This window comes from Rhizobium binae (assembly GCF_017357225.1).
Classification (GTDB): Bacteria; Pseudomonadota; Alphaproteobacteria; order Rhizobiales; family Rhizobiaceae; genus Rhizobium; species Rhizobium binae.
This window is the reverse complement of record NZ_CP071604.1, coordinates 148170-172617: the sequence shown is the minus strand read 5'-3', so window position 1 is coordinate 172617 and position 24448 is coordinate 148170. Positions and strand designations below refer to the sequence as shown.

The following is a 24448-nucleotide window of genomic DNA, read 5'->3' as shown; positions in this document are numbered from 1 at the left end:
TATGCCTCTCAAATTCTTGATCGCTTGATGAAGAGTGGGCCGCAAGGACCCGCTCTTTTTTATTAGCGCGATCGCCCGAACAGCAGAAATTGCGAGGAGCGCACCGCTTGTCGGACATGACAAACGCAGACAACGAACTTGAGCCGCGGCTGATCACCGAAACCGGGCTCGACCAGCGTCTTGCCGATATCATCGAACCCGTTCTGGTCGGCATGGGCTTCCGGCTCATCCGCGTGCGCATGCTGAATCAGAACGGCATGACGATGCAGGTGATGGCCGAGCGCAACGACGGGACGATGACAGTTCAGGACTGCGAAGAAGTCTCGATGGCGATTTCTCCTGTCCTCGATGTGGAAGATCCGATCGATAAAGAGTATCATCTCGAAGTGTCTTCGCCCGGCATCGACCGTCCGATGGTGCGGAAATCCGATTTCGTCCGCTGGCAAGGCCATCTGGTGAAATGCGAGACGTCGATCATGATCGGCAACCGCAAGCGCTTCCGCGGCAAGATCGTCGAAGCCGACGCGGATGGTTTTACGCTTGAGCGCGACCAGATCGCTTATGGGGAAGAGCCGAAGGTCTCCATTCCCTTCACGGCGCTTAGCGACGCGAAGCTCATTCTGACCGACGATCTGATCCGAGATGCACTGCGCGCCGACAAGCTGGCGAAAGCGCAGGCCGCCAACCAGAACGAAGCGGACGAGCAGGAATAACCGATTAACAGACCGCTCCCAGGGACGGGAACCCCGGAGTAAAGACGGAGAAACAAGACAATGGCAGTCAGTGCGAACCGGCTCGAACTTCTGCAGATCGCAGATGCAGTGGCGCGCGAAAAGGTCATCGACCGCGAGATCGTGCTTGCCGCAATGGCCGATGCCATTCAGAAGGCGGCACGCTCGCGTTACGGCACCGAATCCAACATCCGTGCCGACATCAATCCGAAGACCGGCGAAATCCGGCTGCAGCGTCTGCTTGAAGTCGTCGACAAGGCCGAGGATTATTCGACGCAGATCCCGCTGGAACTCGCCCGCGACCGCAACCCTGACGCCGCACTCGGCGATTTCATTGCCGATCCGCTGCCGCCGATGGATTTCGGCCGCATCGCCGCACAGTCCGCCAAGCAGGTCATCGTGCAGAAGGTGCGTGAAGCCGAGCGCGACCGCCAGTTCGACGAATTCAAGGACCGCGTCGGCGAAATCGTCAACGGCACCGTCAAGCGCGTCGAATACGGCAACGTGATCGTCGATCTCGGCCGTGGCGAAGGCATCATCCGACGCGACGAAATGATCCCGCGCGAAAACGTGCGCTATGGCGATCGCGTCCGTGCCTATGTCTATGACGTCCGCCGCGAACAGCGCGGCCCGCAGATCTTTCTGTCGCGCACGCATCCGCAGTTCATGGTGAAGCTCTTCACCATGGAAGTGCCTGAAATCTACGACGGCATCATCCAGGTGAAGTCGGTCGCCCGCGATCCGGGCTCGCGCGCCAAGATCGCAGTGATCTCGAACGACAGTTCGATCGATCCGGTCGGCGCCTGCGTCGGTATGCGCGGTTCGCGTGTCCAGGCCGTCGTCGGCGAGCTTCAGGGCGAGAAGATCGACATCATCCCGTGGTCGCAGGATCCGGCGACCTTCGTCGTCAACGCCCTGCAGCCGGCCGAAGTCGCCAAGGTCGTTCTCGACGAGGATGCCGAGCGCATCGAAGTCGTCGTTCCCGACGAGCAGCTGTCGCTTGCGATCGGCCGCCGCGGCCAGAACGTCCGCCTGGCGTCGCAGCTGACCGGCTGGGACATCGACATCATGACGGAGGCCGAGGAATCGGAGCGCCGTCAGAAGGAATTCAACGAGCGCACCAATCTGTTCATGGATTCGCTCGACGTCGACGAAATGGTCGGCCAGGTCCTGGCATCGGAAGGATTTGCCGCCGTCGAGGAACTTGCCTATGTCGATCTAGACGAAATCGCCTCGATCGACGGTTTCGACGAAGATACCGCGCAGGAAATCCAGACCCGCGCCCGCGAATATCTGGAGAAGCTCGAAGCCGAGATGGACGAGAAGCGCAAGGCGCTCGGCGTTGAGGACGAGTTGCGCCAGATCGACGGCATGTCCGCCCAGATGATGGTGGCGCTCGGCGAAGACGGCATCAAGACGATCGAGGATTTTGCCGGCTGCGCCGCCGACGATCTCGTCGGCTGGACGGAGCGCAAGAACGGCGAAACGAAGAAGTTCGAAGGCCTGTTCTCGAAGTTCGACGTCTCGCGCGTCGAAGCCGAGCAGATGATCGTCCAGGCCCGGCTTGCGGCCGGCTGGATCACCGAAGAGGACCTGGCGAAGGGGACCGAAGAAGAGGTCACCGAAGCCGAACAGGAAGCATGATGACCGCGCATGAGCCGGACGCTCTCCCTCAGGACGACGATCTTGCAGGTTATGACGTGAACGGACGCATGTGCATCGTGACGCGCGAAAGCGGATCGCCGGATGAGCTGATCCGATTCGTCGCGGCTCCCGACGGAAGCGTCGTCGCCGACCTGAAGCGCGAACTTCCGGGACGCGGTTGCTGGGTGAAAGCCGACCGGTCGCTGGTCGACAGAGCGGTGGCGAAGAAGCTCTTCGCCCGCGCGCTGAAAAGCGACGTGAAGGCCGCGGACGATCTCGGCGCGAATGTCGACCGGCTCCTCGCGGCGCAATTGATGCAGATGATGAACATGGCGCGCAAAGCCGGCCAGTTCATCAGCGGCTCCTCGAAGGTGGACGCCGCGGTCAGAAGCGGAGCAGCCCTTGCGGTGTTCCACGCGACCGACGCGGCGGACGACGGCGTGAGGAAAATCGACCAGGCCCGCAAGGCCTGGCACCTCGGAATGGAGACCGAGGAGGAGATACCTTCCTACCGCTTCTTCTCGGAGAGCGAAATGGAAGGCCTGATGGGCCAGAATGCTTTTATCCATGCCGCAGTGCTTGCAGGGCAGGCGGGTGAGGGTGTAGTGAAGCGCGCAAAGATGCTCGAACAGTACCGTGTTGGCGGTCAGTCCCGGGCAGCGGGCGGCGCTGGCCGGCAAAAACAATGAGACGGTCACCGGCATCGGCCGGTCTCATTCTCATTGATCGACAGTATTTGAACGACAGGGTCTGATCTAGTCATCGCTCCCTGTCCGAAGGAACGGGAACGAATGACCGATAGTAACGACGACAAGACACTCAGCGTAACGGGCAAGAAGACGCTTACCCTGAAACCATCAGGGATGAGCCAGGGCACCGTTCGCCAGGATATGGGTCGGGGTCGCACCAAGGCGGTCGTGGTCGAGACCCGCAAGCGGCGCCCGATGCGCCCGGAAGACGAAAAGCCGATCACGCCCGCTGCCGCCGCAGCCCCGGTCCGCGCAGCCGAACCGGCGCCGGCGCCTGTTCAGGCGCGTCCGCCGCAGCCGACACCGGCACCGCGGGTTCACCAGCCGGGCAATAGCCAGACCAACCAGCGTCCGCAGCAGTCCTATCAGCCGCAACGCTCGAACGACCGTCCGCGGCCTGTCGTGCTGAACCATCTGTCGCCTGAGGAGATGGACGCCCGCCGCCGTGCGCTGGCCGAATCCCAGGCACGTGACGCCCAGGACGCGATCCGTCGCGCCGAGGAAGAAAAGCGCCGGGCCGCCGAAGAGGCGGTCCGCAAGGCAGCGGAAGCCGAAGAGGCCGCCCGCAGGGCCGCCGAAGAGGCTGCTCGCCAGGCCGAAGCGCCCGCTGCCGCCGAACCCGCCGCTGCCGCGGCACCGGCTGCTGTTGTGGCCGAAGCGCGCCCGAGCGCTCCGCGGCCGGCACCGGCTGCGCGCCGGCCCGATGGCGCCGGAGCACCTGCTGCCGCCCGTCCGGCGCCGGGTGCTGCCGCACCGGCAGCGGCCCGTGGTCGTCGTGATGACGAGGGCGATGATGATCGCGGCGCGGCACGCAGCGGTCCGGCTCGTGGCCGTGTTATCCGCCCGGAACCCGCAAAGCCGGTCACCGCGCGTCCGAAAACGGATGAGGAGCGCCGCCGCGGCAAGCTGACGATCACCACGGCTGACGTGGACGGCGATGACAATGCCCGCGGGCGCTCGCTTTCGGCGATGCGCCGCCGGCAGGAAAAGTTCCGCCGCAGCCAGATGCAGGAAACCCGGGAGAAGATCTCCCGCGAAGTGGTTCTGCCCGAGACCATCACCATTCAGGAACTGTCGCAGCGCATGTCTGAACGCGCCGTCGACGTCATCAAGTACCTGATGAAGGAAGGCCAGATGATGAAGCCGGGCGACGTCATCGACGCCGACCTTGCCGAACTCATCGCCGGTGAATTCGGCCACACGGTCCGGCGCGTGTCGGAATCCGACGTCGAGCTCGGCATCTTTAACGTCTCCGACGAAGAAGGCGAACTGGTTTCGCGCCCGCCGGTCGTCACCATCATGGGCCACGTCGACCACGGCAAGACGTCGCTGCTCGACGCCATCCGCCATGCCAACGTGGTCGCCGGCGAAGCCGGTGGCATCACCCAGCATATCGGCGCCTATCAGGTGGAACAGAACGGCCAGAAGATCACCTTCATCGACACCCCCGGCCACGCCGCCTTCACGGCAATGCGTGCCCGTGGCGCACAGGCGACCGACATCGCGATCCTGGTGGTCGCAGCCGATGACAGCGTGATGCCGCAGACGATCGAATCGATCAACCACGCCAAGGCGGCCAACGTGCCGATCATCGTGGCGATCAACAAGGTCGACAAGCACGAGGCCGATCCGCAGAAGGTTCGCAACCAGCTGCTGCAGCACGAAGTCTTCGTCGAATCCATGGGCGGTGAAGTGCTCGACGTCGAGGTTTCGGCCAAAACCGGCAAGAATCTCGACAAACTGCTCGAAGCGATCCTGCTGCAGGCCGAAATTCTTGACCTGAAGGCCAATCCGAACCGGACGGCAGAAGGCACGGTTATCGAAGCCCAGCTCGACCGCGGCCGCGGTTCGGTCGCCACCGTGCTCGTCCAGAAGGGCACGCTGCGTCCGGGCCAGATCATCGTCGCCGGCGATGTCTGGGGCCGCGTGCGCGCCCTCGTCACCGACAAGGGCGACCATGTGAAGGAAGCCGGTCCCGCGACCCCGGTCGAGGTGCTCGGTCTTTCCGGCACGCCGCAGGCAGGCGACAAGTTCGCCGTGGTCGAAAGCGAAAGCCGCGCCCGCGAGATCTCGGAATACCGTCAGCGTCTTGCCCGCGACAAGGCGGCTGCCCGCCAGTCGGGCCAGCGCGGTTCGCTGGAACAGATGATGACGCAGCTCCAGAGCACCGGCGTCAAGGAGTTCCCGCTCGTCATCAAGGGCGATGTGCAGGGCTCGATCGAAGCGATTGCCGGCGCGCTGGAGAAGCTCGGCACCGACGAAGTCCGTGCCCGCATCGTCCATTCGGGCGCAGGCGGCATCACAGAGTCGGATATTTCGCTCGCCGAAGCCTCGAACGCCGCCATCATCGGCTTCAACGTTCGCGCCAATGCGCAGGCACGCCAGTTTGCCGAACGCCAAGGCATCGAGATCCGCTACTACAACATCATCTACGATCTCGTGGATGACGTGAAGGCAGCGATGTCGGGCCTGCTGTCGCCGGAACGGCGCGAAACCTTCATCGGCAATGCCGAGATCCTGGAGGTGTTCAACATCACCAAGGTCGGTAAGGTCGCGGGCTGCCGCGTCGTCGAAGGCAAGGTCGAGCGTGGAGCGGGCGTCCGCCTCATCCGCAACGACGTCGTCGTTCATGAAGGCAAGCTCAAGACCCTCAAGCGCTTCAAGGACGAAGTCTCCGAAGTGCCGATGGGCCAGGAGTGCGGCATGGCCTTCGAAAACTACGAGGACATGCGCGTCGGCGACGTCATCGAGTGCTTCCGCGTCGAACACATCACGCGCACGCTCTAACCGTCAGGCGCCTCGCGCAAGAACAGCTTTCCAGAAGCCATCCGCCGGCCGGCGGATGGCTTCTGGTATCTGGCGGCCTTGACCTTTCCAGCCAAAAGAGTCATGGACGCTCTCCTTTGACGGGTTCGATTCCCAGCCGCATCGGCAAATAGAGATAACAATGACCAGACCAACATCCTCCGCGCCTTCGCAGCGCATGCTGCGCGTTGGCGAACAGGTCCGCGCCGCGATCACCCAGGTGCTGCAGCGCGGCGAAGTGCGTGACGACGTCATCGAGGCGACCGTGATCTCGATTTCGGAAGTGCGCATGTCGCCCGACCTCAAGATCGCCACGGCTTACGTGACGCCGCTCGGCGTTTCCGACCACAGCATCGTCATCGAGGCTTTAAACCGCCATGCGAAGTTCATCCGCGGGCGGCTCGGGCCGCAGCTCCGACAGATGAAATACATGCCGGAAGTGCGTTTCCGCGACGATACCAGCTTCGACAATTACAAGAAGATCGACGAGCTCTTGCGTTCGCCCGAAGTGAGCCGCGACCTCGACGCCGATAGCGACGAAAAATAAGAAGAGACGCATGTCCAAACCACGCAAACCCAAGGGCCGGCCAATTTCCGGCTGGCTGATCCTCGACAAGCCGGTAGATTTCGGCTCGACGGAAGCCGTTTCCAAGCTCAAATGGCTCTACAAGGCGCAGAAGGCCGGCCATGCCGGCACGCTCGATCCGCTCGCCTCCGGCATGCTGCCGATCGCGCTAGGCGACGCGACCAAGACCGTTCCCTATGTGATGGACGGCCGGAAAATCTATGAGTTCACCGTCAGCTGGGGCGAGGAGCGCGCCACCGACGATCTCGAAGGCGATGTGACACAGAGCTCGGAAAGACGTCCCACCGAGCAGCAGATCCACGATATCCTGCCCCGCTACATCGGCACGATCAGCCAGGTGCCGCCGCAGTTTTCCGCCATCAAGATCGCAGGCGAACGCGCCTATGATCTGGCGCGAGACGGCGCAGCCGTCGAGATTCCCTCACGCGAAGTCGAGATATTCCGACTGACGCTGCTTGCGTGCCCGGATGCGAATACCGCGCATTTCGAAGTGGAATGCGGCAAGGGCACTTATGTTCGGGCGCTTGCCCGCGATTTCGGCCGCGAGCTCGGCTGCTACGGCCATATCTCCGGGCTGCGGCGCACCTTCGTCGCGCCTTTTGCGGAAGAAACCATGGTGCCGCTTGCCAACCTCGTGGCGCTCGAAGCGATCGAAGACATGGATGAGCGGCTCGCCGCCCTCGATGCATTGCTGATCGACACCTGCGAAGCGCTTTCCGCCCTGCCTCACCTCGTCATCAACGACGACCAGGCGCACCGGCTGAAGCTGGGCAATCCGATCCTGGTGCGCGGCCGCGATGCGCCGATTGCCGAAAGCGAGGCCTATGCGACGGCCCGCGGCCGACTGATCGCGATCGGCGAGATCGGCCAGGGCGAGTTTCGCCCAAAGCGGGTTTTCGCCTAAGTCTGTACAGCTGACGATTGTCATGCAGTGGCGATGCGATATCTTCTCTTTCGGGCCATAACGGCCCGAGGTGCCATGGCGGCCCGAGGGGAAAATTATGCGCGCAATCGCAATTGGAATGCTGACGTTCTTTTCGCTGTTCCTGATCGCCGCCGGCGCTCGATCCGGCGAGCGCTGGGCCGAGCTTCCGGCCTTTCCTGCGATGCCCGCGCCGAAGGTGAGCGGCATGGCCGATGTGAACGACATCAAGATGTATTATGCCGAATATGGTGACGGCGATCCGATCCTCTTCATCCATGGCGGCCTTGGCAATACCGGCGTCTGGGGTCGCCAGATCGCCGAATTCGCCAGGGATCATCTGGTCATCGTTGCCGACAGCCGCGGTCACGGCCGCTCGACGCGCAGCCAGCAGCCTTTCGGCTACGATCTGATGACATCGGACTATGTCGCCCTTCTCGATTATCTGAAGATCGACAAGGTGACGCTGGTCGGATGGTCGGACGGCGGCATCATCGGCATCGACATGGCGATGAGATATCCGGAAAAGCTGACGCGGGTCATTGCCCAGGCGGCCAATGTCACCACGGACGGCGTCAAGCCCGACGTCTTGAGCAACAAGACCTTCAACGATTACATTACCGTCGCCGGCGAACAATACCGGAAGCTGTCGCCGACACCGAACGAATACGACGCTTTCGTTACGCAGATTTCGCGGATGTGGGCGACGCAGCCGAACTGGACGGCGACGGAGCTTGGCAAGATCACGCTGCCGGTCACGCTTGCCATCGGTGATCACGATGAGGCCGTAAAGCTCGATCATACGGAGATGATGGCGAAAGAAATTCCGGGCGCAAAACTCGTCATCCTGAAAGATGCCAGCCATTTCGCCATGCTGCAGGATCCTGCAGGTTATAATGCGATGATCCGGGGCGCCATGACGGGCCGCTGAAAGCTGCTGCGGGGCTCCCTCTTTCCATCGCTGCTTATTTGGTTTATAGGCAGCGCCAGCATCGGGTACGCTCGATTGCATTCGCGGCCAAAGCTGGACGGCATCCCGGCTTTTGGCGACTTCTTCTCCTCTCATAGAAAGGACCATCCGATGTCGATCACTGCTGAGCGCAAGGCTGCGCTGATCAAGGAATACGCAACCGCCGAAGGCGATACCGGTTCGCCGGAAGTCCAGGTCGCGATCCTGACCGAGCGCATCAACAACCTGACCGAACACTTCAAGGACCACAAGAAGGATAACCATTCCCGCCGTGGCCTGTTGACGATGGTTTCGAGCCGCCGCTCGCTTCTTGATTATCTCAAGAAGAAGGATGAAGGCCGCTATTCCAAGCTGATCAACAGCCTGGGTATCCGCCGCTAAGTTTATCCGGCGGGCGCTTTCGAGCGTCCGCCGGATCTGTTTCGGACGAAGTTCCGATGAAATGTTCCTGCCGCGCCCTATCTCAAGCGGTGGAACGACCGGCAGACCCGGATGGGCCGGTTCTGCCAAACCAACCGCTGACCTGTCATGGGGCAGGATTGCCGGATGCTTTCGGCCAGAGCTTCCCGAAGCTTTGGCCCGGCTTTCCCGGGGACGGAGATCCCCCGAGAAGCCGAGGATGAAAAGCCTCCCGTTGTCTTGCCCGTGATGCGTCACATTGATTGCGGTCGACTGTGCGCTGCGCCCTGATATCGGCGATGGCGCGTGCTCCCGCATTGAAGGACAAGATATGTTTGATACACACACCGTGGAAATCGAGTGGGCCGGCCGCCCGTTGAAGCTTGAAACCGGCAAGATCGCCCGTCAGGCCGACGGCGCGGTTCTCGCCACCTACGGCGAAACCGTCGTTCTCGCCACCGTCGTTTCGGCCAAGGCGCCGAAGCCCGGCCAGGACTTCTTTCCGCTGACCGTCAACTACCAGGAAAAGACCTACGCAGCCGGCAAGATCCCCGGCGGCTATTTCAAGCGCGAAGGACGCCCGAGCGAAAACGAGACCCTCGTTTCCCGCCTGATCGACCGTCCGATCCGCCCGCTCTTCCCGGAAGGCTACAAGAACGACACGCAGGTCGTCGTTACCGTCATCCAGCACGACCTTGAAAACAACCCCGACATCCTGTCGATGGTCGCTACCTCGGCAGCGCTGACGCTCTCCGGCGTTCCCTTCATGGGCCCGGTCGGCGGTGCGCGCGTCGGCTACATCAATGGCGAATATGTTCTCAACCCGCATCTCGACGAGATGGACGAGTCGAGCCTCGACCTCGTCGTCGCCGGCACCTACGACGCCGTGCTGATGGTCGAATCCGAAGCCAAGGAACTGCCCGAGGACGTCATGCTCGGCGCCGTCATGTTCGGCCACAAGGGTTTCCAACCGGTACTCGACGCGATCATCAAGCTCGCCGAAGTTGCCGCCAAGGAGCCGCGCGACTTCCAGCCGGAGGACTATTCCGCGCTCGAAAGCGAAATGCTCGGCCTTGCCGAAGCCGAATTGCGTGAAGCGTACAAGATCACCCAGAAGGCCGACCGCTACGCCGCCGTCGACGCCGTCAAGGCGAGGGTGAAGGCGCATTTCCTCCCTGAGGAAGGCGAAGCCAAGTACACGGCCGAGGAAGTCGGCGCGATCTTCAAGCACCTGCAGGCCAAGATCGTCCGCTGGAACATCCTCGACACCAAGAGCCGTATCGACGGCCGCGACCTCGAAACCGTTCGTCCGATCGTTTCGGAAGTCGGGCTTCTGCCGCGCACCCATGGTTCGGCGCTGTTCACCCGCGGCGAAACCCAGGCGATCGTCGTTGCCACGCTCGGCACCGGCGAAGACGAACAATATGTCGACAGCCTGACGGGCATGTACAAGGAGCGCTTCCTGCTCCATTACAACTTCCCGCCCTACTCCGTCGGCGAGACCGGCCGCATGGGCTCTCCGGGGCGCCGCGAAATCGGCCACGGCAAGCTCGCCTGGCGCGCCATCCGCCCGATGCTGCCGTCGGCCGAGCAGTTCCCCTACACGCTGCGCGTCGTTTCGGAGATCACCGAATCGAACGGCTCGTCCTCGATGGCGACGGTCTGCGGCACCTCGCTCGCTCTGATGGACGCCGGCGTTCCGCTGGCCAAGCCGGTTGCCGGTATCGCCATGGGTCTGATCCTCGAAGGCGATCGCTTCGCCGTTCTCTCCGATATCCTCGGTGACGAAGACCACCTCGGCGACATGGATTTCAAGGTTGCAGGTACGGCCGACGGCATCACCTCGCTGCAGATGGACATCAAGATCGCCGGCATCACCGAAGAGATCATGAAGGTCGCGCTCAGCCAGGCCAAGGGCGGTCGCACCCACATTCTCGGTGAAATGTCCAAGGCGATCACCGAAAGCCGCGGCCAGCTCGGCGAATTCGCGCCGCGCATCGAAGTCATGAACATTCCGGTCGACAAGATCCGCGAAGTCATCGGCTCCGGCGGCAAGGTCATCCGCGAAATCGTCGAAAAGACCGGTGCGAAGATCAACATCGAGGACGACGGCACCGTCAAGATTGCCTCCTCTTCCGGCAAGGAAATCGAAGCGGCCCGCAAGTGGATCCACTCGATCGTCGCCGAGCCTGAAATCGGCCAGATCTACGAGGGCACGGTTGTCAAGACCGCCGACTTCGGCGCCTTCGTCAACTTCTTCGGCGCCCGCGACGGCCTCGTCCATATCTCGCAGCTCGCTTCCGAGCGTGTTGCCAAGACGCAGGACGTCGTCAAGGAAGGCGACAAGGTCTGGGTCAAGCTGCTCGGCTTCGACGAACGCGGCAAGGTTCGCCTGTCGATGAAGGTCGTCGACCAGGCCACCGGCCAGGAGATCGCGAACGAGAAGAAGAAGGAAGAAGCGGCCGAATAAGCCGCGTCTCCCAGACTGACTTCCGGGCGCGGGAACCTTCCGCGCCCTTTTTGTATCCTGGTTTTGCGCATGTCGTGGTCGCAAAACCGCTGCCGAGTTTTGCGCGACATGCTTTAACGAGACGAGACCCATGAGCCGTGAGACGCTGAAAACCCTGTTTCATCCCTTTGCCAGCGGCACAGTCGAGGCGCCCGGCGAGGGCGAGCGTGTGCTCTTCCTCGGCGCCGAGGCGGGCTTTCAGCTGCCCGAGGGCTTCGCCGCCTCGCTCAGCGCCGTCCAGGGCTTCCGGCCGCTCTATCGGCAGCTTCTGGCGCAGCGGATCGAGGCGAAACCGGAGATCGACGGCGAGGACTATGACGCAGCACTTGTCCTCTGCACCAAGCACAAGGGCGAGAACGAGGCCAATCTCGCCGCTGCGATCGCCCGCACGCGGGCAGGCGGCCTGATCGTCGTTGCCGGGGCCAAGGAAGACGGAATCCAGCCGCTGCGCAAGCGCCTCGAAGGATTCGGTCTCGCCATCGACCACATGCCGAAATATCACGGCGTCGCCTGCTGGTTCGCCCGGCCGGCCGATGCCGGCGAGATCGTCACCAAGCTGGCAAAAGCGCCGGTGCGCGTCGACGACCGCTTTAATGCGGTACCCGGAATGTTCTCGCATGACCGCGTCGATGCCGGATCGGAGCTGCTCGCCTCGCGCCTGCCGCAGGATTTTACCGGCGACGTCGCCGATTTCGGCGCGGGATGGGGTTATCTTTCTGTCGAGATGGCGAAGAGATCGCGTGGATTGGCGCGCCTTGACCTCTACGAGGCCAATCACGCGGCTCTGGAGGCGGCGCGGGGCAATATGGCGGAGAACTGCCCAAACGCGCCTGCGCGCTTCTTCTGGCACGATCTGGCGGGCGAGCCGGTCAAGGATAAGTACGATCTCGTGATCATGAACCCGCCCTTCCATGAGGGGCATGCCGCCGAGCCGGCCCTCGGCCAGGCGATGATCAAGACTGCCGCAACCGCGCTTCGCGGCGGCGGCAGACTGATGCTGGTCGCCAATCGCGGCCTGCCCTACGAGCCGGTTCTGGCCGCAGAATTCAGGGAAAGCGGCGAAACCTGCCGCAATGCGCGCTTCAAGGTTTTGTGGGCGAAGAAATAGGGCTCAACGGGCCTCGAGGCGATCTACGGAAACAAAAAGGCCGTGCGCAGGCTCTGCGCACGGCCTTTGAATTTCGATGATCGGCGTTTACTCCACGTCTGCCCTGCGCAGCGTGTCCAGCGTCGGCATCGAGGTGACATTAAAGCCGGCGTCGACGAAGTGAATTTCGCCGGTGACGCCGGCGGAAAGGTCCGAAAGCAGGTAGAGCGCCGAATTGCCGACCTGATCGATGGTCACGGTCTTGCGCAGCGGCGCATTGCGCTGGTTCCAGGAGAGGATCGCGCGCGCATCGGAGATGCCGGCGCCGGCAAGCGTGCGGATCGGCCCGGCGGATATGGCGTTGACGCGGATGCCGCGAGGGCCGTAGTCGGCGGCGAGATAGCGCACGGAAGCCTCGAGCGCCGCCTTGGCGACGCCCATGACGTTGTAGTTGGGGATGACGCGGGTCGAGCCATTATAGGTTAAGGTCAGCATCGCGCCGCCGTCTTCCATCAACGGCGCGCAGCGCTTGGCGATTTCGGTGAAGGAGAAACAGGAAATGACCATGGTGCGGCTGAAATTCTCGCGCGTCGTATCGGCGTAAAGACCCTTCAGCTCGTTCTTGTCGGAAAAACCGATGGCATGGACGATGAAGTCGAGCTTGCCCCAGCGCTGTTCGATCGCATCGACCAGGCTATCGACCGAGGCGATGTCCTCGACGTCGCAGGGCAGCACGAAATCCGAGCCGACTTCGGCGGCAAGCGGTTTGACGCGCTTGCCGAGCGCCTCGCCCTGATAGGTGAAGGCGAGGTCCGCACCCTGTGCGGCGAGAGCCTTCGAAATTCCCCAGGCGATCGAGTGGTTGTTGGCGACGCCCATGACGAGTCCGCGCTTACCCTGCATGATTCCAGTCATATTATTATCCGTTATGGCGCTGGAAGACGAGCGTGGCGTTCGTCCCGCCGAAGCCGAAGGAGTTGGAGAGGGCGATATCGATCTTCGCATTGTCGATACGCTTGCGCACGATCGGCACCCCTTCGAATTCGGGATCGAGCTCGCTGATATGGGCGCTCTCGCCGATGAAGCCTTGCTGCATCATCAGCAGGGAATAGATCGATTCCTGCACGCCGGCCGCACCCAGCGAATGCCCGGTCAGCGACTTGGTTGACTGGATATGCGGAATCCTGGTGCCGAACACCTCGCGGATAGCGCCGATTTCCTTGCTGTCACCGACCGGCGTCGAGGTGCCATGCGTGTTGATGTAATCGACGTCGCCCTTTACCGTTGCAAGCGCCTGGCGCATGCAGCGGACGGCGCCCTCGCCCGAAGGAGCGACCATGTCGTAGCCATCGGAGGTGGCGCCGTAGCCGACGATTTCGGCGTAGATTTTGGCGCCGCGGGCCTTGGCGCGCTCGAGCTCCTCGAGCACCAGCACGCCCGCGCCGCCGGCGATGACGAAGCCGTCTCGGTTGGCGTCATAGGCGCGCGAGGCGCTGTGGGGCGTGTCGTTGTACTTGGAGGACATGGCGCCCATGGCGTCGAAGAGATTGGACATCGTCCAATCGAGATCCTCATGGCCGCCGGCGAACATCACGTCCTGCTTGCCCCACTGGATCATCTCTGCGGCATTGCCAATGCAGTGCGCCGAGGTCGAGCAGGCCGACGAGATCGAATAATTGACGCCGTGAATCTTGAACCAGGTGGCGAGCGTGGCGGAGGCGGTCGAAGACATCGCCTTCGGTACGGCGAAGGGGCCGATGCGCTTCGGGCTGTGGTTTTTGATGGTGATCTCGGCCGCCTCGATCAGGGTGCGGGTGGACGGGCCGCCGGATCCCATGATGATACCGGCGCGTTCGTTCTGAGCGTAGTCCTTCTCTTCCAGACCGGAATCGGCAATCGCCTGCTTCATGGCGACATGGTTCCAGGCGCCGCCCTGCGACAGGAAGCGCATGGCGCGGCGATCGACCAACTCGGCTAGTTCCGCCGGGCCGAGCTTCGGGCTGCCCCAGACCTGGCACTTGAAGCCGTGTTCGGCGAAATCGCTGGAAAAGGAAATACCCGACTTTGCCTGGCGCAAGGATTCGGTGACTTCGGCCGCGTCGCTTCCGATCGAGGAAACGATACCAAGACCCGTGACAACTACCCGTCTCATCTGATCAAACCTTTTTTGTTTTCGTCAGCCGCGCGAAATGCGGTTTCAGGCGGCCTTGTCTTTCGATAGACCGACGCGGAGATCGGCCGCCTGGTATATGGTTTCGCCATCCGCCTTCAGCCAGCCGTCGGCCGTGCCGAGCACGAGGCGGCCGCGCATGACACGCTTGAAGTCGATGCCGTATTCGATCAGTTTCGTATGCGGACGCACCATGCCTTTGAATTTCACTTCGCCTGTCGAAAGGGCCATGCCACGGCCTTCCTCGCCGAGCCAGCCGAGGAAGAAGCCGGTCAGCTGCCACATGCCGTCGAGACCGAGGCAGCCCGGCATGATCGGATTGCCTTCGAAATGGCAGGGAAAATACCAGTCGTCGGGGCGTACGTCGTATTCGGCCCTGAGATAGCCCTTGTCGAAGGCGCCGCCGGTTTCGGAAATTTCCGTGATCCGGTGAACCATCAGCATGGGCGGCAGCGGCAGCTGCGCATTGCCGGGGCCAAACAGCTTGCCATGAGCGCAAGCGATGAGTTCTTCATACGAGAAGCTGGACTGTCTGGTTGTCATAAAATTTCTGTTTCCCCCCGCCTGAAGCCGATGGATGTGAACGTGTAGTCCAAGTTCTTCAGAAAATGAAGCACAAGCAAGGCAGCTTCATTCATCGCCCCGGACCAGGCCTACGCCATTATTTGGTGGTCGCATACAGGAAGGCCAGGGCCGCGACCAGACCTATTTGCGTCAAAAGCCCGTTTTTGCCGCCTTTATCAGGCTCTTGTCCCCATTGAACTATTGAAAGGCTCCAATGCAAAAGTTATACCGCTTGAAGAAACATGATTGCTTTATGCAGGAATAACCGGAGTTGGGATTGATGACGGGTGCCCCCCCGATCGCAATAGAGGTAAGGCTGCGCGGCGCAGGGCTGCGTCCCACCCGTCAGCGCGTCGCGCTCGGCGACCTCCTGTTTGCCAAGGGCGACCGGCACTTGACCGTGGAGGAGCTGCATGAGGAGGCGGTTGCCGCCGGCGTGCCGGTTTCGCTGGCGACCGTCTACAACACGCTGCATCAGTTCACCGAGGCCGGTCTCATCCGCGTTCTCGCCGTCGAGAGCGCCAAGACCTATTTCGACACCAATGTTTCCGACCACCATCATTTCTTCGTCGAAGGCGAAAACGAGGTGCTCGACATTCCGGTCAGCAATCTGACCATCGCCAATCTGCCGGAGCCGCCCGAGGGCATGGAGATCGCCCATGTCGACGTGGTGATCCGCCTGCGGGCCAAGCGGGGCTGACGGCGCCCAAGTCTCTACATGACATCGTCGGGATGCCGACCGGGCTTGTGCTTGTAAATCGGGAAGGTCCAGCCGAACCACAGCGCTCCGCCGCGGACGGCAAAGGCCGCGGCGACGCCGCAGGCCGAGGCGAGATAAAGCGGCATCCCCAGCGCATTTGCAAGCGTGAACACGCCAGCGCCGACAAGGGCCGCCGTCACATAGATTTCCGGCCGCAACAGCACCGAAGGCTCGTTTGCCATCAGATCGCGCAGGATGCCGCCGAAGGTCGCCGTCAGCGTGCCGGTGACGATAGCGATGGTCGGCGAGCCGGTGGCGGCAAGTCCCTTGGCGGCGCCAAGCACGCAATAGGCAGCCAGACCGATCGCATCCAGCCAGATCAGCAGGCGATAGCGCGATTCCAGCAGGTGAGCGGTGAAGAAGACGATGACGCCCACGATGCAGCAGACGAGAATATAGGCGGGATTCAACACCCAGAAGACCGGCACACGGCCGAGCACGATGTCGCGCACTGTGCCGCCGCCGGTTCCCGTCACCATGGCGAAGAACAGAAAGCCGATCAGATCCAGCTGCTTGCGCGAGGCGGCGAGCGCGCCTGTCGCGGCAAACAGCGCAATGCCGGCATAATCGAGATAGACGAGCAAGGACATGCGGACCCCGGAGCCGGCGAACAGTTTCCGGAAAGAACCACGGCGGCAAGGGCGGCGCAAGGCGGGGCGGCCATAAAGCCAGCTGATAGAGCTTTATCCAAAAGAGGAAAGCCTGTGAAAACGCTGGTGCTCGCCGTTCTAAATCTTCTCCTGCTGCTCATCTTGCCGGCTACGGCCTTCGGCCAGCAATCCTTAATCTCCGACCCGGAGATCTACGAGAAGAAACATTTCGAGGCGCAGTGCAAGGCGGCCGAATTCGCCGACGGCTTCGTTACCCGACAGGACATCAACAATGACGGGTTGATCGACGCCGTGGTCAACGAAGGCGAACTGACCTGCGACGGGCAGAAGGGGCCGCAATGCAACGACGACGGCTGCACCTATAATTTCTATCTGCAGGTCGCCGAAGGCGGTTATTTCATGATCGCGACGGCACAGATCTACGGCTACGACTTCGTCCAGCGCTTTGGCAACATGGTGCTGGCGATGAAGATGCATCCGCGGTTCTGCGACCGCACCGAGGGTGATCCCTGCATCGTCACGGCGCGCGTGCGCGGCACGAAATTCGTCACCATCTCGAAGAAATAGATCTCAGCCCGGATAAAGCTCCGACGTCCGGCCGGCGAGATAATAACCGACCAGGCCGTACCATTCGCGGATCGCCGTCGCCATGTTCTGGGCATTGAGGTTGGGCTGGGTAAAATCCAGGCCCGGCCTCACCTGCCCGTCGGTGCGATAATCGGTCGGCCAGGGCACGATATCGATGCTGAGCTTGCGGAAGATGCCGACGGAGCGCGGCATATGGAAACCCGAGGTGATCAGCAGGCAATGGGAGAGGCCCTGGCTCGCCAGGAATTCCCTGGTATTGACGGCGTTTTCGAAGGTCGTGCGCGATTGCGTCTCCTCAATCAGGCGTTCCCTGCTGATGCCGAACAGCGGGAAGAAACGCTCGGATGCCGCCGCATCGCCTTCGTAAATGCCGGAGATCGAGCCGTCGCCGCCCGACACCAGAATGCGCGAGCCGGGGAATTTCTGCGCGAGCCGCAGGGCTTCGACGAAGCGGTCGGCGCCGCCGTTGAATTCGATGCCGTGGCGGGCCGTATTCACCTCGTTTTCGAAGGCGCCGCCGAGCACGATCATGCATTGCAGGTTCTCCGGATCGGCGGCAGGCTTTGCAAACCGCTGCTCGAGTCCCTGCATGAGAAGGTTGCCGGCCGTGGTGTAGAGCGTGACGAAGAGGATGAGGGCGCTCACGCCTGCGCCAAGGATACTGAGGCCACGCCAGCGCAGAAGCCCGGCGATGAGAGCGAAAAGGACAAGCAGGAATGCCAGCGACAGCGGTTGGCAGAAAATCCAGACGAGCTTCGAAAGCAGGAACACGATCCACTCCTTGGGGAAGACGGTGATCTTTCCTATCCGATTCGAGGGTAACAGAAATAAGACGCTTCTATTTGCCGCGCACAGCGGCCGAGCGGTGCGAGGCAAGCTTCTGATTGAAGCGGCGCTGAAGCGGCCGGGGAATGAATATGGCGGCAGACGCCAGCGCCATGGCAAAGACGGAGACCAGCCACAAGGCATGGGCGCCGGTCAACCGCGTCAGGACGGCGCCGGCGATCGCGCCGGCGATCATGCCGCCCCAGGGCACGATCTGGATCGTCCATTCGACGCGACGATCGCCGATGATCCAGCGGCCGATGCCGCGGCCGAAGCGCGACAGCGCGCCGGTGACATAAGTCAGCCCGATCGGCAGGCCTTCGATATGTTCGACGGCGGCATTCACCATGCCCATGGAACAGACGATCAGGTAAAAGCTCGGAAGCGTCATGTTTTGCGCGCTCGCCATCGACGCGAGCGCCAGAGCAAGGCCGACGCAGCCGAGCACGACGAATATGCGACGCGCGGAGACATGGGCGATAACGATGCCGGCCGCATTGCCGAGCACAAAAACGAGAATGGCTGAGATCAGCACCGCCGCGTGATAAAGATTACCCTCACTCAAGGCGAGCGCCGCCCGCGTCGTGTTGCCGGTCATGAAGGAGACGAAATCGCCGGTCAGCAGCAGGCCGGTCGCATCGGTCATGCCGGCCAGAAACGAGATCGCGCCGACAAGGGCGATCCCGGTCAGGGTGCGTCGTGTCCGGATGATACGGCGGTGTCTTGCTCTGGTCATGGTGGGTCCTGAAGCCGAATCGCTGAGTTCCGGCAGAAGGATAATCCTCTTCATTGAGGAATTGGCAAAGAGGATCGGCAGCGATGGTGAGAACCCATACGTTGAAAATCAGGGACGACACTTTCCCTATTGATCAAACGGATCGTCTGACGTCTTCACTTGGTTTCCGGGGCCCTGTTCGAAGGGGTCTGACTGCGATGGCGATGGAGCGGGTGTTCAGCCTCCTTTGACGAGAGGCCGGAGCGGCTCGCACGGATGCGAGCGGACCTTGTGACCGAGGATCCCGATCGCTTTGAAAGCCACAGATATTACGTGATGCTACAGGCGCCACCATACCTCGCCTGCTAGTATCGAGGGCTCGGAAAGCCCCTCCTTGAGCGAGTGCTGGAGTGTGAATGGCAAGACGTTGCGTGGCTCTTTTTCTTCTTCTGGCGAGTTGCGGGCATCCGGACGGCGTGATGACGCCGGTTTCAATTTCCTCGTCGATGCCACCGGCATCCAAGGTCGACATGCTGGTTGCGACCACGCGCGAGCCTTCCGGGAACCCGGCCACGCTCTTTAACGGCGAACGCAGTTCCAAGCCGCATCTGACGCAGATCTCCATTTCGATCCCGGCAAAGCGCGAAGCCGGCACCGTGCAGTGGCCGCAGCGCCTTCCCCCCGATCCCGCCACTGACTTTGCCGTGACCAATGTTCAGCAGATCGACACCGTGGCGCACGGCCGCGTCTGGTTCCGGCAGCATGTGAACGGCGGGCATGCGCTCGTCTTCATTCACGGCTTCAACAATACCTATGAGGATTCCGTTTTCCGGCTGGCGCAGATCGTGCACGACAGCAAGATGCAGGCGACGCCTGTCCTGTTCACCTGGCCGTCGAGAGCGGAGATCACCGCCTACCAGTACGACAAGGAAAGTACGAACTACTCGCGCACCGCGCTGGAGCAGGCGCTGCGCACGCTGGCATCCGATCCCAACGTCAAGGACATCACCATCATGGCCCACTCGATGGGGACCTGGCTTGCCATGGAATCCCTGCGGCAGATGGGGATACGCGACGGCCACGTCAATTCGAAAATCCACAATGTCATTCTGGCCTCGCCCGATATCGATATCCAGGTTTTCGCGAAACAATATGCGGAGATGGGCGAGCCGCGTCCGAAATTCACGATCTTCGTCTCCCAGGACGACAAGGCCCTCGCGGTCTCCAGCTTCATCACCGGACGCGTCTCCCGTCTCGGCGCGATCAATCCGGCGGAAGAGCCCTATCGTTCGAAGCTGGAAAAAGCTGGCATCACCGCCATCGATCTGACGAAGGTGAAGACCAACGACCGGCTCAACCACGGCAAATTCGCCGAAAGCCCGGAGATCGTTCAACTCATCGGCCAGCGGCTGATGACCGGCCAAACCCTGACCGATTCCAAGGTCACGTTGGGTCAGGGCATTACCGCCGTCGTCGGAGGAACGATGACGAATATCGGCACTGTTGCCGCCACTGCTGTGGCGGTGCCGGTTGTGATCGTCGAACGGCCCGTTACACGCGGGAGGCCGCCACGATCCGCCGACGAGACGCTTGAGGGCGACCTGAAGAAACAGAACCTGACGCAGTGAGGAGTTCCAGCTTGAAATGGCTTCTTTCCTTCACCGCCGCTTTTTTCTTCGCGCTGAGCGCTTTGGCGCAGGTACCGCCAGCGGCCCCGCAGCAGAAGATCGACGAACTTGTGCGCCTGCTGCAGGATCCCGAGGTGAAAGCCTGGCTCGATAGCCGCAAGCAGGAGAGCGGGGCCGCGGCGCCCGCCTCACCAGCGGGCAATTCGGCCTTGGCCAACTGGGAGGCGGGCGCGCGCGCGCAGGTGCATGCGGTTCTGACGGCGATCCCGGCAATCCCGGCGGAAGTGGCAGCGGCGGCGACAAGAGCGAGGCGCGAAGCCGCCAGCAGAGGTTATGCGCCTGTCTTCCTCATATTCAGCGGCCTGGTGGCTTTCGGTCTTGCGGCCGAGGCGGTCTATCGCAGATTTGCCGCGCCGCGCGAGGCATTGCTCGGCCGACTGATCCCGATCGGCGTATTCGCCGGCGCGATGGGCATCGTCTTTTTCGCGGTGGAATGGCCGCCCCTCGCGCGCGTGACGCTGCTTGCCTATCTCTCGGCCTTCATCCTGTTTCGATTGGCCGCTGCTCTCCTATCCGTGGCGGCCATGGGGTCACCCCTGCGGCGAAGGCTATTGATCCTGTTGGGCGTCATTTGTTTTGCGGTCGCCACCGCGGCCGTGGGCGGGCCGCTGGGCGTTTCCCCCGAGATCGGCAAAGCCATCAGCTACTGCTTCTCGGTGGTCGGCCTGTTGCTGGCCATCGAGGCGGCATGGTCGGTATGGGAGGGAAGCCGCGCCAGGAAAGCGGCGGTAACGGCCTTCCTCGTCGCCCTGTGGCTCGTCTGGTGCATCAATATGAGGGGCCTGTTCTGGATCGGCGTCTATGCGCTGGTGCTGCCAGGGATACTGAATGCGGTCGGCCGGGCCGCGCTATCCTTCACCGACGATCCCGGCAGCCTGCGCGGTATCGTCATCGCCCGCGGCGCGCGCGCCGCGGTTATCGCGCTTGCGGTTGGATGGCTGGCGCTGGTCTGGGAGTTCAATCCCGACGCGCTGGGTCAACGCGACCCGACGATCGTCGCCTTGTTCTACGGCGGCCTGAAAAGCGTTCTGATCCTCGTCGTTGCCGATCTTCTCTGGCAGGTAGCGCGGGGCTGGATCGACCGGACCTTGCGCATATCGACCAGCACGACATCGCTTGCTCCGGCCGACGCCGCCCGGCGCGCACGGTTTCGCACGCTTCTGCCAATCTTTCGCCATGCGCTGGCCGTCGCCGTCGCGATCATGGCGGGGCTGATCGTGCTGGCGCAGCTGGGCGTGCAAATCGGCCCGTTGATCGCGGGAGCGGGCATTTTTGGCGTGGCGATCGGTTTCGGGTCGCAGACCCTGGTCAAGGACATTATCAACGGGGTGTTCTACATGCTCGACGATGCCTTCCGGGTGGGAGAATACATCCAGGCCAAGGACTACAAGGGAACGGTGGAGAGCTTCAGCCTGCGCTCGGTTCGCCTGCGCCATCATCGCGGCCCGGTGTATACGGTGCCGTTCAGCGAGCTGGGCGCCGTCGAGAATATGAGTCGGGACTGGGTGATCGACAAATTCAGGATTACCGTCGGCTTCGACACCGACATCGACAAGGCGCGCAAACTGACCAAGAAGGTCGGGGCCGAGCTGATCGAAGATCCGGAACTCGGCAAGCAATTCCTCGAGCCGCTGAAAATGAAAGGCGTCGAGCAGTTCGGCGACTACGGCATCGTCCTGAGCTTCGCCATGACCACGGTTCCGGGCATGCAGACCTATATCCGTCGCAAGGCCTATGCCAAGATTCGCGAGGTGTTTCTGGCCAACGGGATCGCATTCGCGCAGCCAACAATTCAGGTCGGCGGCGACGACAAGGGCAGCGGCGCCGCGGCGGCGGCTCAAGCGCTCCGTACGCAACAGGCAAACGCGGCGACACCGGCCAAGTGATTTTGCCGCAGAGCCAAGTCGAAGGCGCCACGCGTTCTAAGGTTTCAAATCATAAGCCTGATGCGATGCACGAAGTTCCGCCAGCGTCTTGCCGACACAGCTGCCGCCGCCTGCGCCACCGATCGCCTTTGCCTGTCCATCAAGCGTGATCGTGCCGGCGATCCGGTCGGAAGCCACATAGGTCGCGACACCGCTTCGAGAGATGCGCGATATATAAAAGGCATGATAGGTTTCGTTGGACTTGCAATGGATGACCAGCGGAAACTTAGAAAAGGGATCGTCCTGCGCGAAGGCGGCAGCCGGTTGAAGAACCGCCGCCAAAGCCACGGCGCCGACCAGGCCGGGAAAAGCTCCTTTGGTCAATACGATCGAGTTTCGGCGGGACGCATGTGTCATGTTCAATCCCTCTGATGGGTGATTAAATCGTCAAGGCGATAAGCGCGTCGCGGTCGAGAAGCCGGACAATTCGCTGCGATTTGCCGGCAAGCCGCAGGATTTGTTTTTCCCGGAGCTTCGTGAAAGAACGAGCGACCGTTTCGACCGTCAGCCCAAGATAGTCGGCGATATCGCTGCGAGACATCATCATATCGAACTCCCCATCCTCGGGATGGCGGTGGGCCATCTCCTGGACGAAGGCCGCAAGGCGCTTCAAAGCGCTTTGCTCGCTGATGATGAGCTGCTTGCATTGCGCCTTTGCGAGGTTCGTCAGGGCAATGTGCAAAAGATCGATCGGAACGACCGCGGCCTGATTGGTGCGAAACGATCTGACGCGCGTTTCGCAGATGGCTTCTGCAAATTCGGTTCGTACATTGCCGTTTTCGAGACCGAACCATTCGCCCTTGGCGCAGAAGGATAGGATGTGCCGCTGACCGTTCGATGTCAGGCGGTAAATCCGCACGGCGCCGGCTTCGACCTGATAGATCGCAAGGGCGTATTCGCCTTCGCTGTAGATCGATTCGTCGGGCCGGAGTTTGATCGACTGATCTTTGGCCGCCGCGCAAGCCCTTCCCTGGTGGTGGCCGGGAACCACGGTGTATTTTCCGATCGCCTGTTCTTGAAACATGTGTGCCGCTCCCATCCACCTCAAGCATAATCAATCGCTGGATGCCCTGATATTCGAGATATCCCTTACGTATTGCTACGGAAGCCGACGATCACCGGCAGGTGTATAAAGCTATCATCCCTTGAGGGCGATACGGCGGTATCGCAGGAGGTCTAGATGGTACCGGAAGAGGGAGGGGCCAGCGAGGCACGACAAGAACCCGAAATCATTCGCGCGCAGCTCGATCGCATCCTGACAAGCGCGGAATTTCTTGCGCCTGAACGCGGGCGTCGCTTCCTGCAATATATTGTCGAAGAGACACTTGACGGGCGCGGCGAACAACTCAAGGCCTCTACGATTGCGCAGGCGGTCTTTGGACGCGATGCCTCTTTCGATGCACAGAACGATCCCGTTGTCCGTATCGAAGCGGGGCGTATTCGTCGCGCCCTCGAGCGATATTATCTCGTCTGCGGAAGCAGCGATCCAATAGAAATCACCATTCCCAAAGGGGGCTATGCGCCACATTTTTCGAATGGCGATGACCGTTCGAACGTCGAGGTCGCTGCCGCGCCAAATCACGAGAACAAGCAGCCTCCGCCAGGGCATCAACAGGGTCAGCCCGGGCATGAGCGGGGTCAGCCCGGGCATGAGCGCCCGATGCGCTACCGCGATCTTCTCCTGCCGATCGGCATTCCGGCCCTCTTCGGCGCAGTGGCGGTGCTCGCTCTCATCCGTCCACTCGAATCCTACCTCTCGCCGTCGGAAACGCCCGCTCCCGCAACCTCGACAAGCAAGACCAGAATCGTGGTCGAACCTTTCGTGGCCCTCGGCGGCACGGCGCGCGGAGCGGACCTTGCCAAGGGACTGGCCGATCAGCTGATCGAAAAGCTCATGAAAGTGAACAGCCTTGTCGTGCTTGCTCCCGGCCGATCCGGCGCGGAGACAGTCGGCTCGTTGTTCAATCTTCAAGGAAGCACCCTTGTCGAAGGCACGGTCCTGCATCTGCACGTCCGCCTCATCAACGGCGCCGACGGCACCGTCGTCTGGGCAAATCAGTATGATCGCGATCTGCGCGATCAGGCCATCCTCGATGTCGAGGACGACATAGCCGCTCAAATCACCAGGGAGATTTCAACCAACCGCAAACTGAACAGCGCAAGCCCTCCTCCATAGCCATCGCAAGCGATCACGCGCAAT

General features: G+C 61.9%; 23 protein-coding genes. 15 read left to right on the top strand and 8 right to left on the bottom strand.

What is annotated here, in order from left to right; genetic code table 11:
* Positions 1–107: 107 nt before the first annotated feature.
* From rimP to J2J99_RS00730, 10 genes are all read left to right on the top strand, one after another.
* Entirely contained in the window at positions 108–713 is a 606-nt protein-coding gene (gene rimP, locus J2J99_RS00775) for a ribosome maturation factor RimP (protein WP_004673394.1), read from the top strand.
* 60 nt (positions 714–773) lie between these two features.
* On the top strand, positions 774–2375 hold the full coding sequence (gene nusA / locus J2J99_RS00770) for a transcription termination factor NusA (protein ID WP_168295715.1): 1602 nt from the start codon (positions 774–776) through the stop codon (positions 2373–2375).
* Positions 2372–3064 carry an RNA-binding protein gene (locus J2J99_RS00765; RefSeq protein ID WP_205918695.1) on the top strand — a complete coding sequence of 231 codons (693 nt, stop codon included), beginning with the start codon at positions 2372–2374 and terminating at the stop codon, positions 3062–3064. Before nusA ends, J2J99_RS00765 begins: the two co-directional genes overlap by 4 nt.
* 102 nt (positions 3065–3166) lie before the next feature.
* Positions 3167–5911 (top strand): translation initiation factor IF-2, encoded by a 2745-nt coding sequence (gene infB, locus J2J99_RS00760; RefSeq protein WP_168295719.1) that lies wholly within the window; start codon positions 3167–3169, stop codon positions 5909–5911.
* Between the two features lie 160 nt (positions 5912–6071).
* Complete coding sequence (rbfA, locus tag J2J99_RS00755; RefSeq protein WP_168295721.1) at positions 6072–6476, top strand: 30S ribosome-binding factor RbfA; 405 nt, start codon at positions 6072–6074, stop codon at positions 6474–6476.
* Between the two features lie 10 nt (positions 6477–6486).
* Positions 6487–7419: a tRNA pseudouridine(55) synthase TruB gene (gene truB / locus J2J99_RS00750; protein WP_168295723.1), complete on the top strand. Its 933-nt coding sequence runs from the start codon at positions 6487–6489 to the stop codon at positions 7417–7419.
* Between the two features lie 97 nt (positions 7420–7516).
* Positions 7517–8368: an alpha/beta fold hydrolase gene (locus J2J99_RS00745; protein WP_168295724.1), complete on the top strand. Its 852-nt coding sequence runs from the start codon at positions 7517–7519 to the stop codon at positions 8366–8368.
* A 150-nt stretch (positions 8369–8518) separates the two neighbouring features.
* The gene (rpsO, locus tag J2J99_RS00740) at positions 8519–8788 is read left to right on the top strand and encodes a 30S ribosomal protein S15 (RefSeq protein ID WP_009997779.1); all 270 of its coding nucleotides are present in this window, start codon (positions 8519–8521) and stop codon (positions 8786–8788) included.
* 349 nt (positions 8789–9137) lie between these two features.
* On the top strand, positions 9138–11276 hold the full coding sequence (gene pnp, locus J2J99_RS00735; RefSeq protein WP_168295726.1) for a polyribonucleotide nucleotidyltransferase: 2139 nt from the start codon (positions 9138–9140) through the stop codon (positions 11274–11276).
* Positions 11277–11406: 130 nt separating this feature from the next.
* Positions 11407–12423: a class I SAM-dependent methyltransferase gene (locus J2J99_RS00730; RefSeq protein ID WP_168295728.1), complete on the top strand. Its 1017-nt coding sequence runs from the start codon at positions 11407–11409 to the stop codon at positions 12421–12423.
* Positions 12424–12510: 87 nt separating this feature from the next.
* Here the strand turns inward: J2J99_RS00730 and fabI are convergent, their stop codons facing one another.
* Genes fabI through fabA form a run of 3 tightly spaced genes read right to left on the bottom strand, consistent with a single transcriptional unit; the run spans position 12511 to position 15115 of the window.
* Complete coding sequence (fabI, locus tag J2J99_RS00725; RefSeq protein ID WP_064681604.1) at positions 12511–13317, bottom strand: enoyl-ACP reductase FabI; 807 nt, start codon at positions 13315–13317, stop codon at positions 12511–12513.
* Positions 13318–13321: 4 nt separating this feature from the next.
* A complete protein-coding gene (gene fabB / locus J2J99_RS00720; protein ID WP_168295729.1) occupies positions 13322–14554 on the bottom strand; it encodes a beta-ketoacyl-ACP synthase I in 1233 nt (410 codons plus the stop codon).
* Between the two features lie 45 nt (positions 14555–14599).
* Positions 14600–15115, bottom strand: a complete 516-nt coding sequence (gene fabA / locus J2J99_RS00715; protein ID WP_004677111.1) for a 3-hydroxyacyl-[acyl-carrier-protein] dehydratase FabA — start codon at positions 15113–15115, stop codon at positions 14600–14602.
* Positions 15116–15416: 301 nt separating this feature from the next.
* On the opposite strand from fabA, the gene irrA reads away from it, so the two are divergent.
* The gene (irrA, locus tag J2J99_RS00710; RefSeq protein WP_168295731.1) at positions 15417–15836 is read left to right on the top strand and encodes an iron response transcriptional regulator IrrA; all 420 of its coding nucleotides are present in this window, start codon (positions 15417–15419) and stop codon (positions 15834–15836) included.
* Between the two features lie 14 nt (positions 15837–15850).
* Here irrA and J2J99_RS00705 read toward each other — a convergent pair whose 3' ends face one another.
* Positions 15851–16486: a trimeric intracellular cation channel family protein gene (locus tag J2J99_RS00705; protein WP_168295733.1), complete on the bottom strand. Its 636-nt coding sequence runs from the start codon at positions 16484–16486 to the stop codon at positions 15851–15853.
* Between the two features lie 114 nt (positions 16487–16600).
* On the opposite strand from J2J99_RS00705, the gene J2J99_RS00700 reads away from it, so the two are divergent.
* Positions 16601–17074: a hypothetical protein gene (locus J2J99_RS00700; RefSeq protein ID WP_168295734.1), complete on the top strand. Its 474-nt coding sequence runs from the start codon at positions 16601–16603 to the stop codon at positions 17072–17074.
* Positions 17075–17077: 3 nt separating this feature from the next.
* Here the strand turns inward: J2J99_RS00700 and J2J99_RS00695 are convergent, their stop codons facing one another.
* Positions 17078–17866, bottom strand: coding sequence for a YdcF family protein (locus J2J99_RS00695; RefSeq protein ID WP_168295736.1), 789 nt, complete (start codon positions 17864–17866; stop codon positions 17078–17080).
* Between the two features lie 67 nt (positions 17867–17933).
* A complete protein-coding gene (locus J2J99_RS00690; RefSeq protein ID WP_168295738.1) occupies positions 17934–18656 on the bottom strand; it encodes a YoaK family protein in 723 nt (240 codons plus the stop codon).
* Positions 18657–19051: 395 nt separating this feature from the next.
* Here J2J99_RS00690 and J2J99_RS00685 point away from each other — a divergent pair, with 395 nt between their 5' ends.
* Both J2J99_RS00685 and J2J99_RS00680 read left to right on the top strand, forming a co-directional pair.
* Positions 19052–20263, top strand: a complete 1212-nt coding sequence (locus tag J2J99_RS00685) for an alpha/beta hydrolase (protein ID WP_168295740.1) — start codon at positions 19052–19054, stop codon at positions 20261–20263.
* An 11-nt stretch (positions 20264–20274) separates the two neighbouring features.
* Positions 20275–22209 (top strand): mechanosensitive ion channel family protein, encoded by a 1935-nt coding sequence (locus tag J2J99_RS00680; protein ID WP_168295741.1) that lies wholly within the window; start codon positions 20275–20277, stop codon positions 22207–22209.
* A 36-nt stretch (positions 22210–22245) separates the two neighbouring features.
* On the opposite strand, the gene J2J99_RS00675 is transcribed toward J2J99_RS00680, so the two are convergent.
* Positions 22246–22605: a hypothetical protein gene (locus J2J99_RS00675; protein ID WP_168295743.1), complete on the bottom strand. Its 360-nt coding sequence runs from the start codon at positions 22603–22605 to the stop codon at positions 22246–22248.
* A gap of 22 nt (positions 22606–22627) precedes the next feature.
* A complete protein-coding gene (locus J2J99_RS00670) occupies positions 22628–23272 on the bottom strand; it encodes a helix-turn-helix domain-containing protein (protein WP_246638758.1) in 645 nt (214 codons plus the stop codon).
* A gap of 156 nt (positions 23273–23428) precedes the next feature.
* Between J2J99_RS00670 and J2J99_RS00665 the strand changes: the two genes are divergently transcribed.
* Complete coding sequence (locus J2J99_RS00665; protein WP_168295748.1) at positions 23429–24424, top strand: hypothetical protein; 996 nt, start codon at positions 23429–23431, stop codon at positions 24422–24424.
* Positions 24425–24448: the final 24 nt, after the last annotated feature.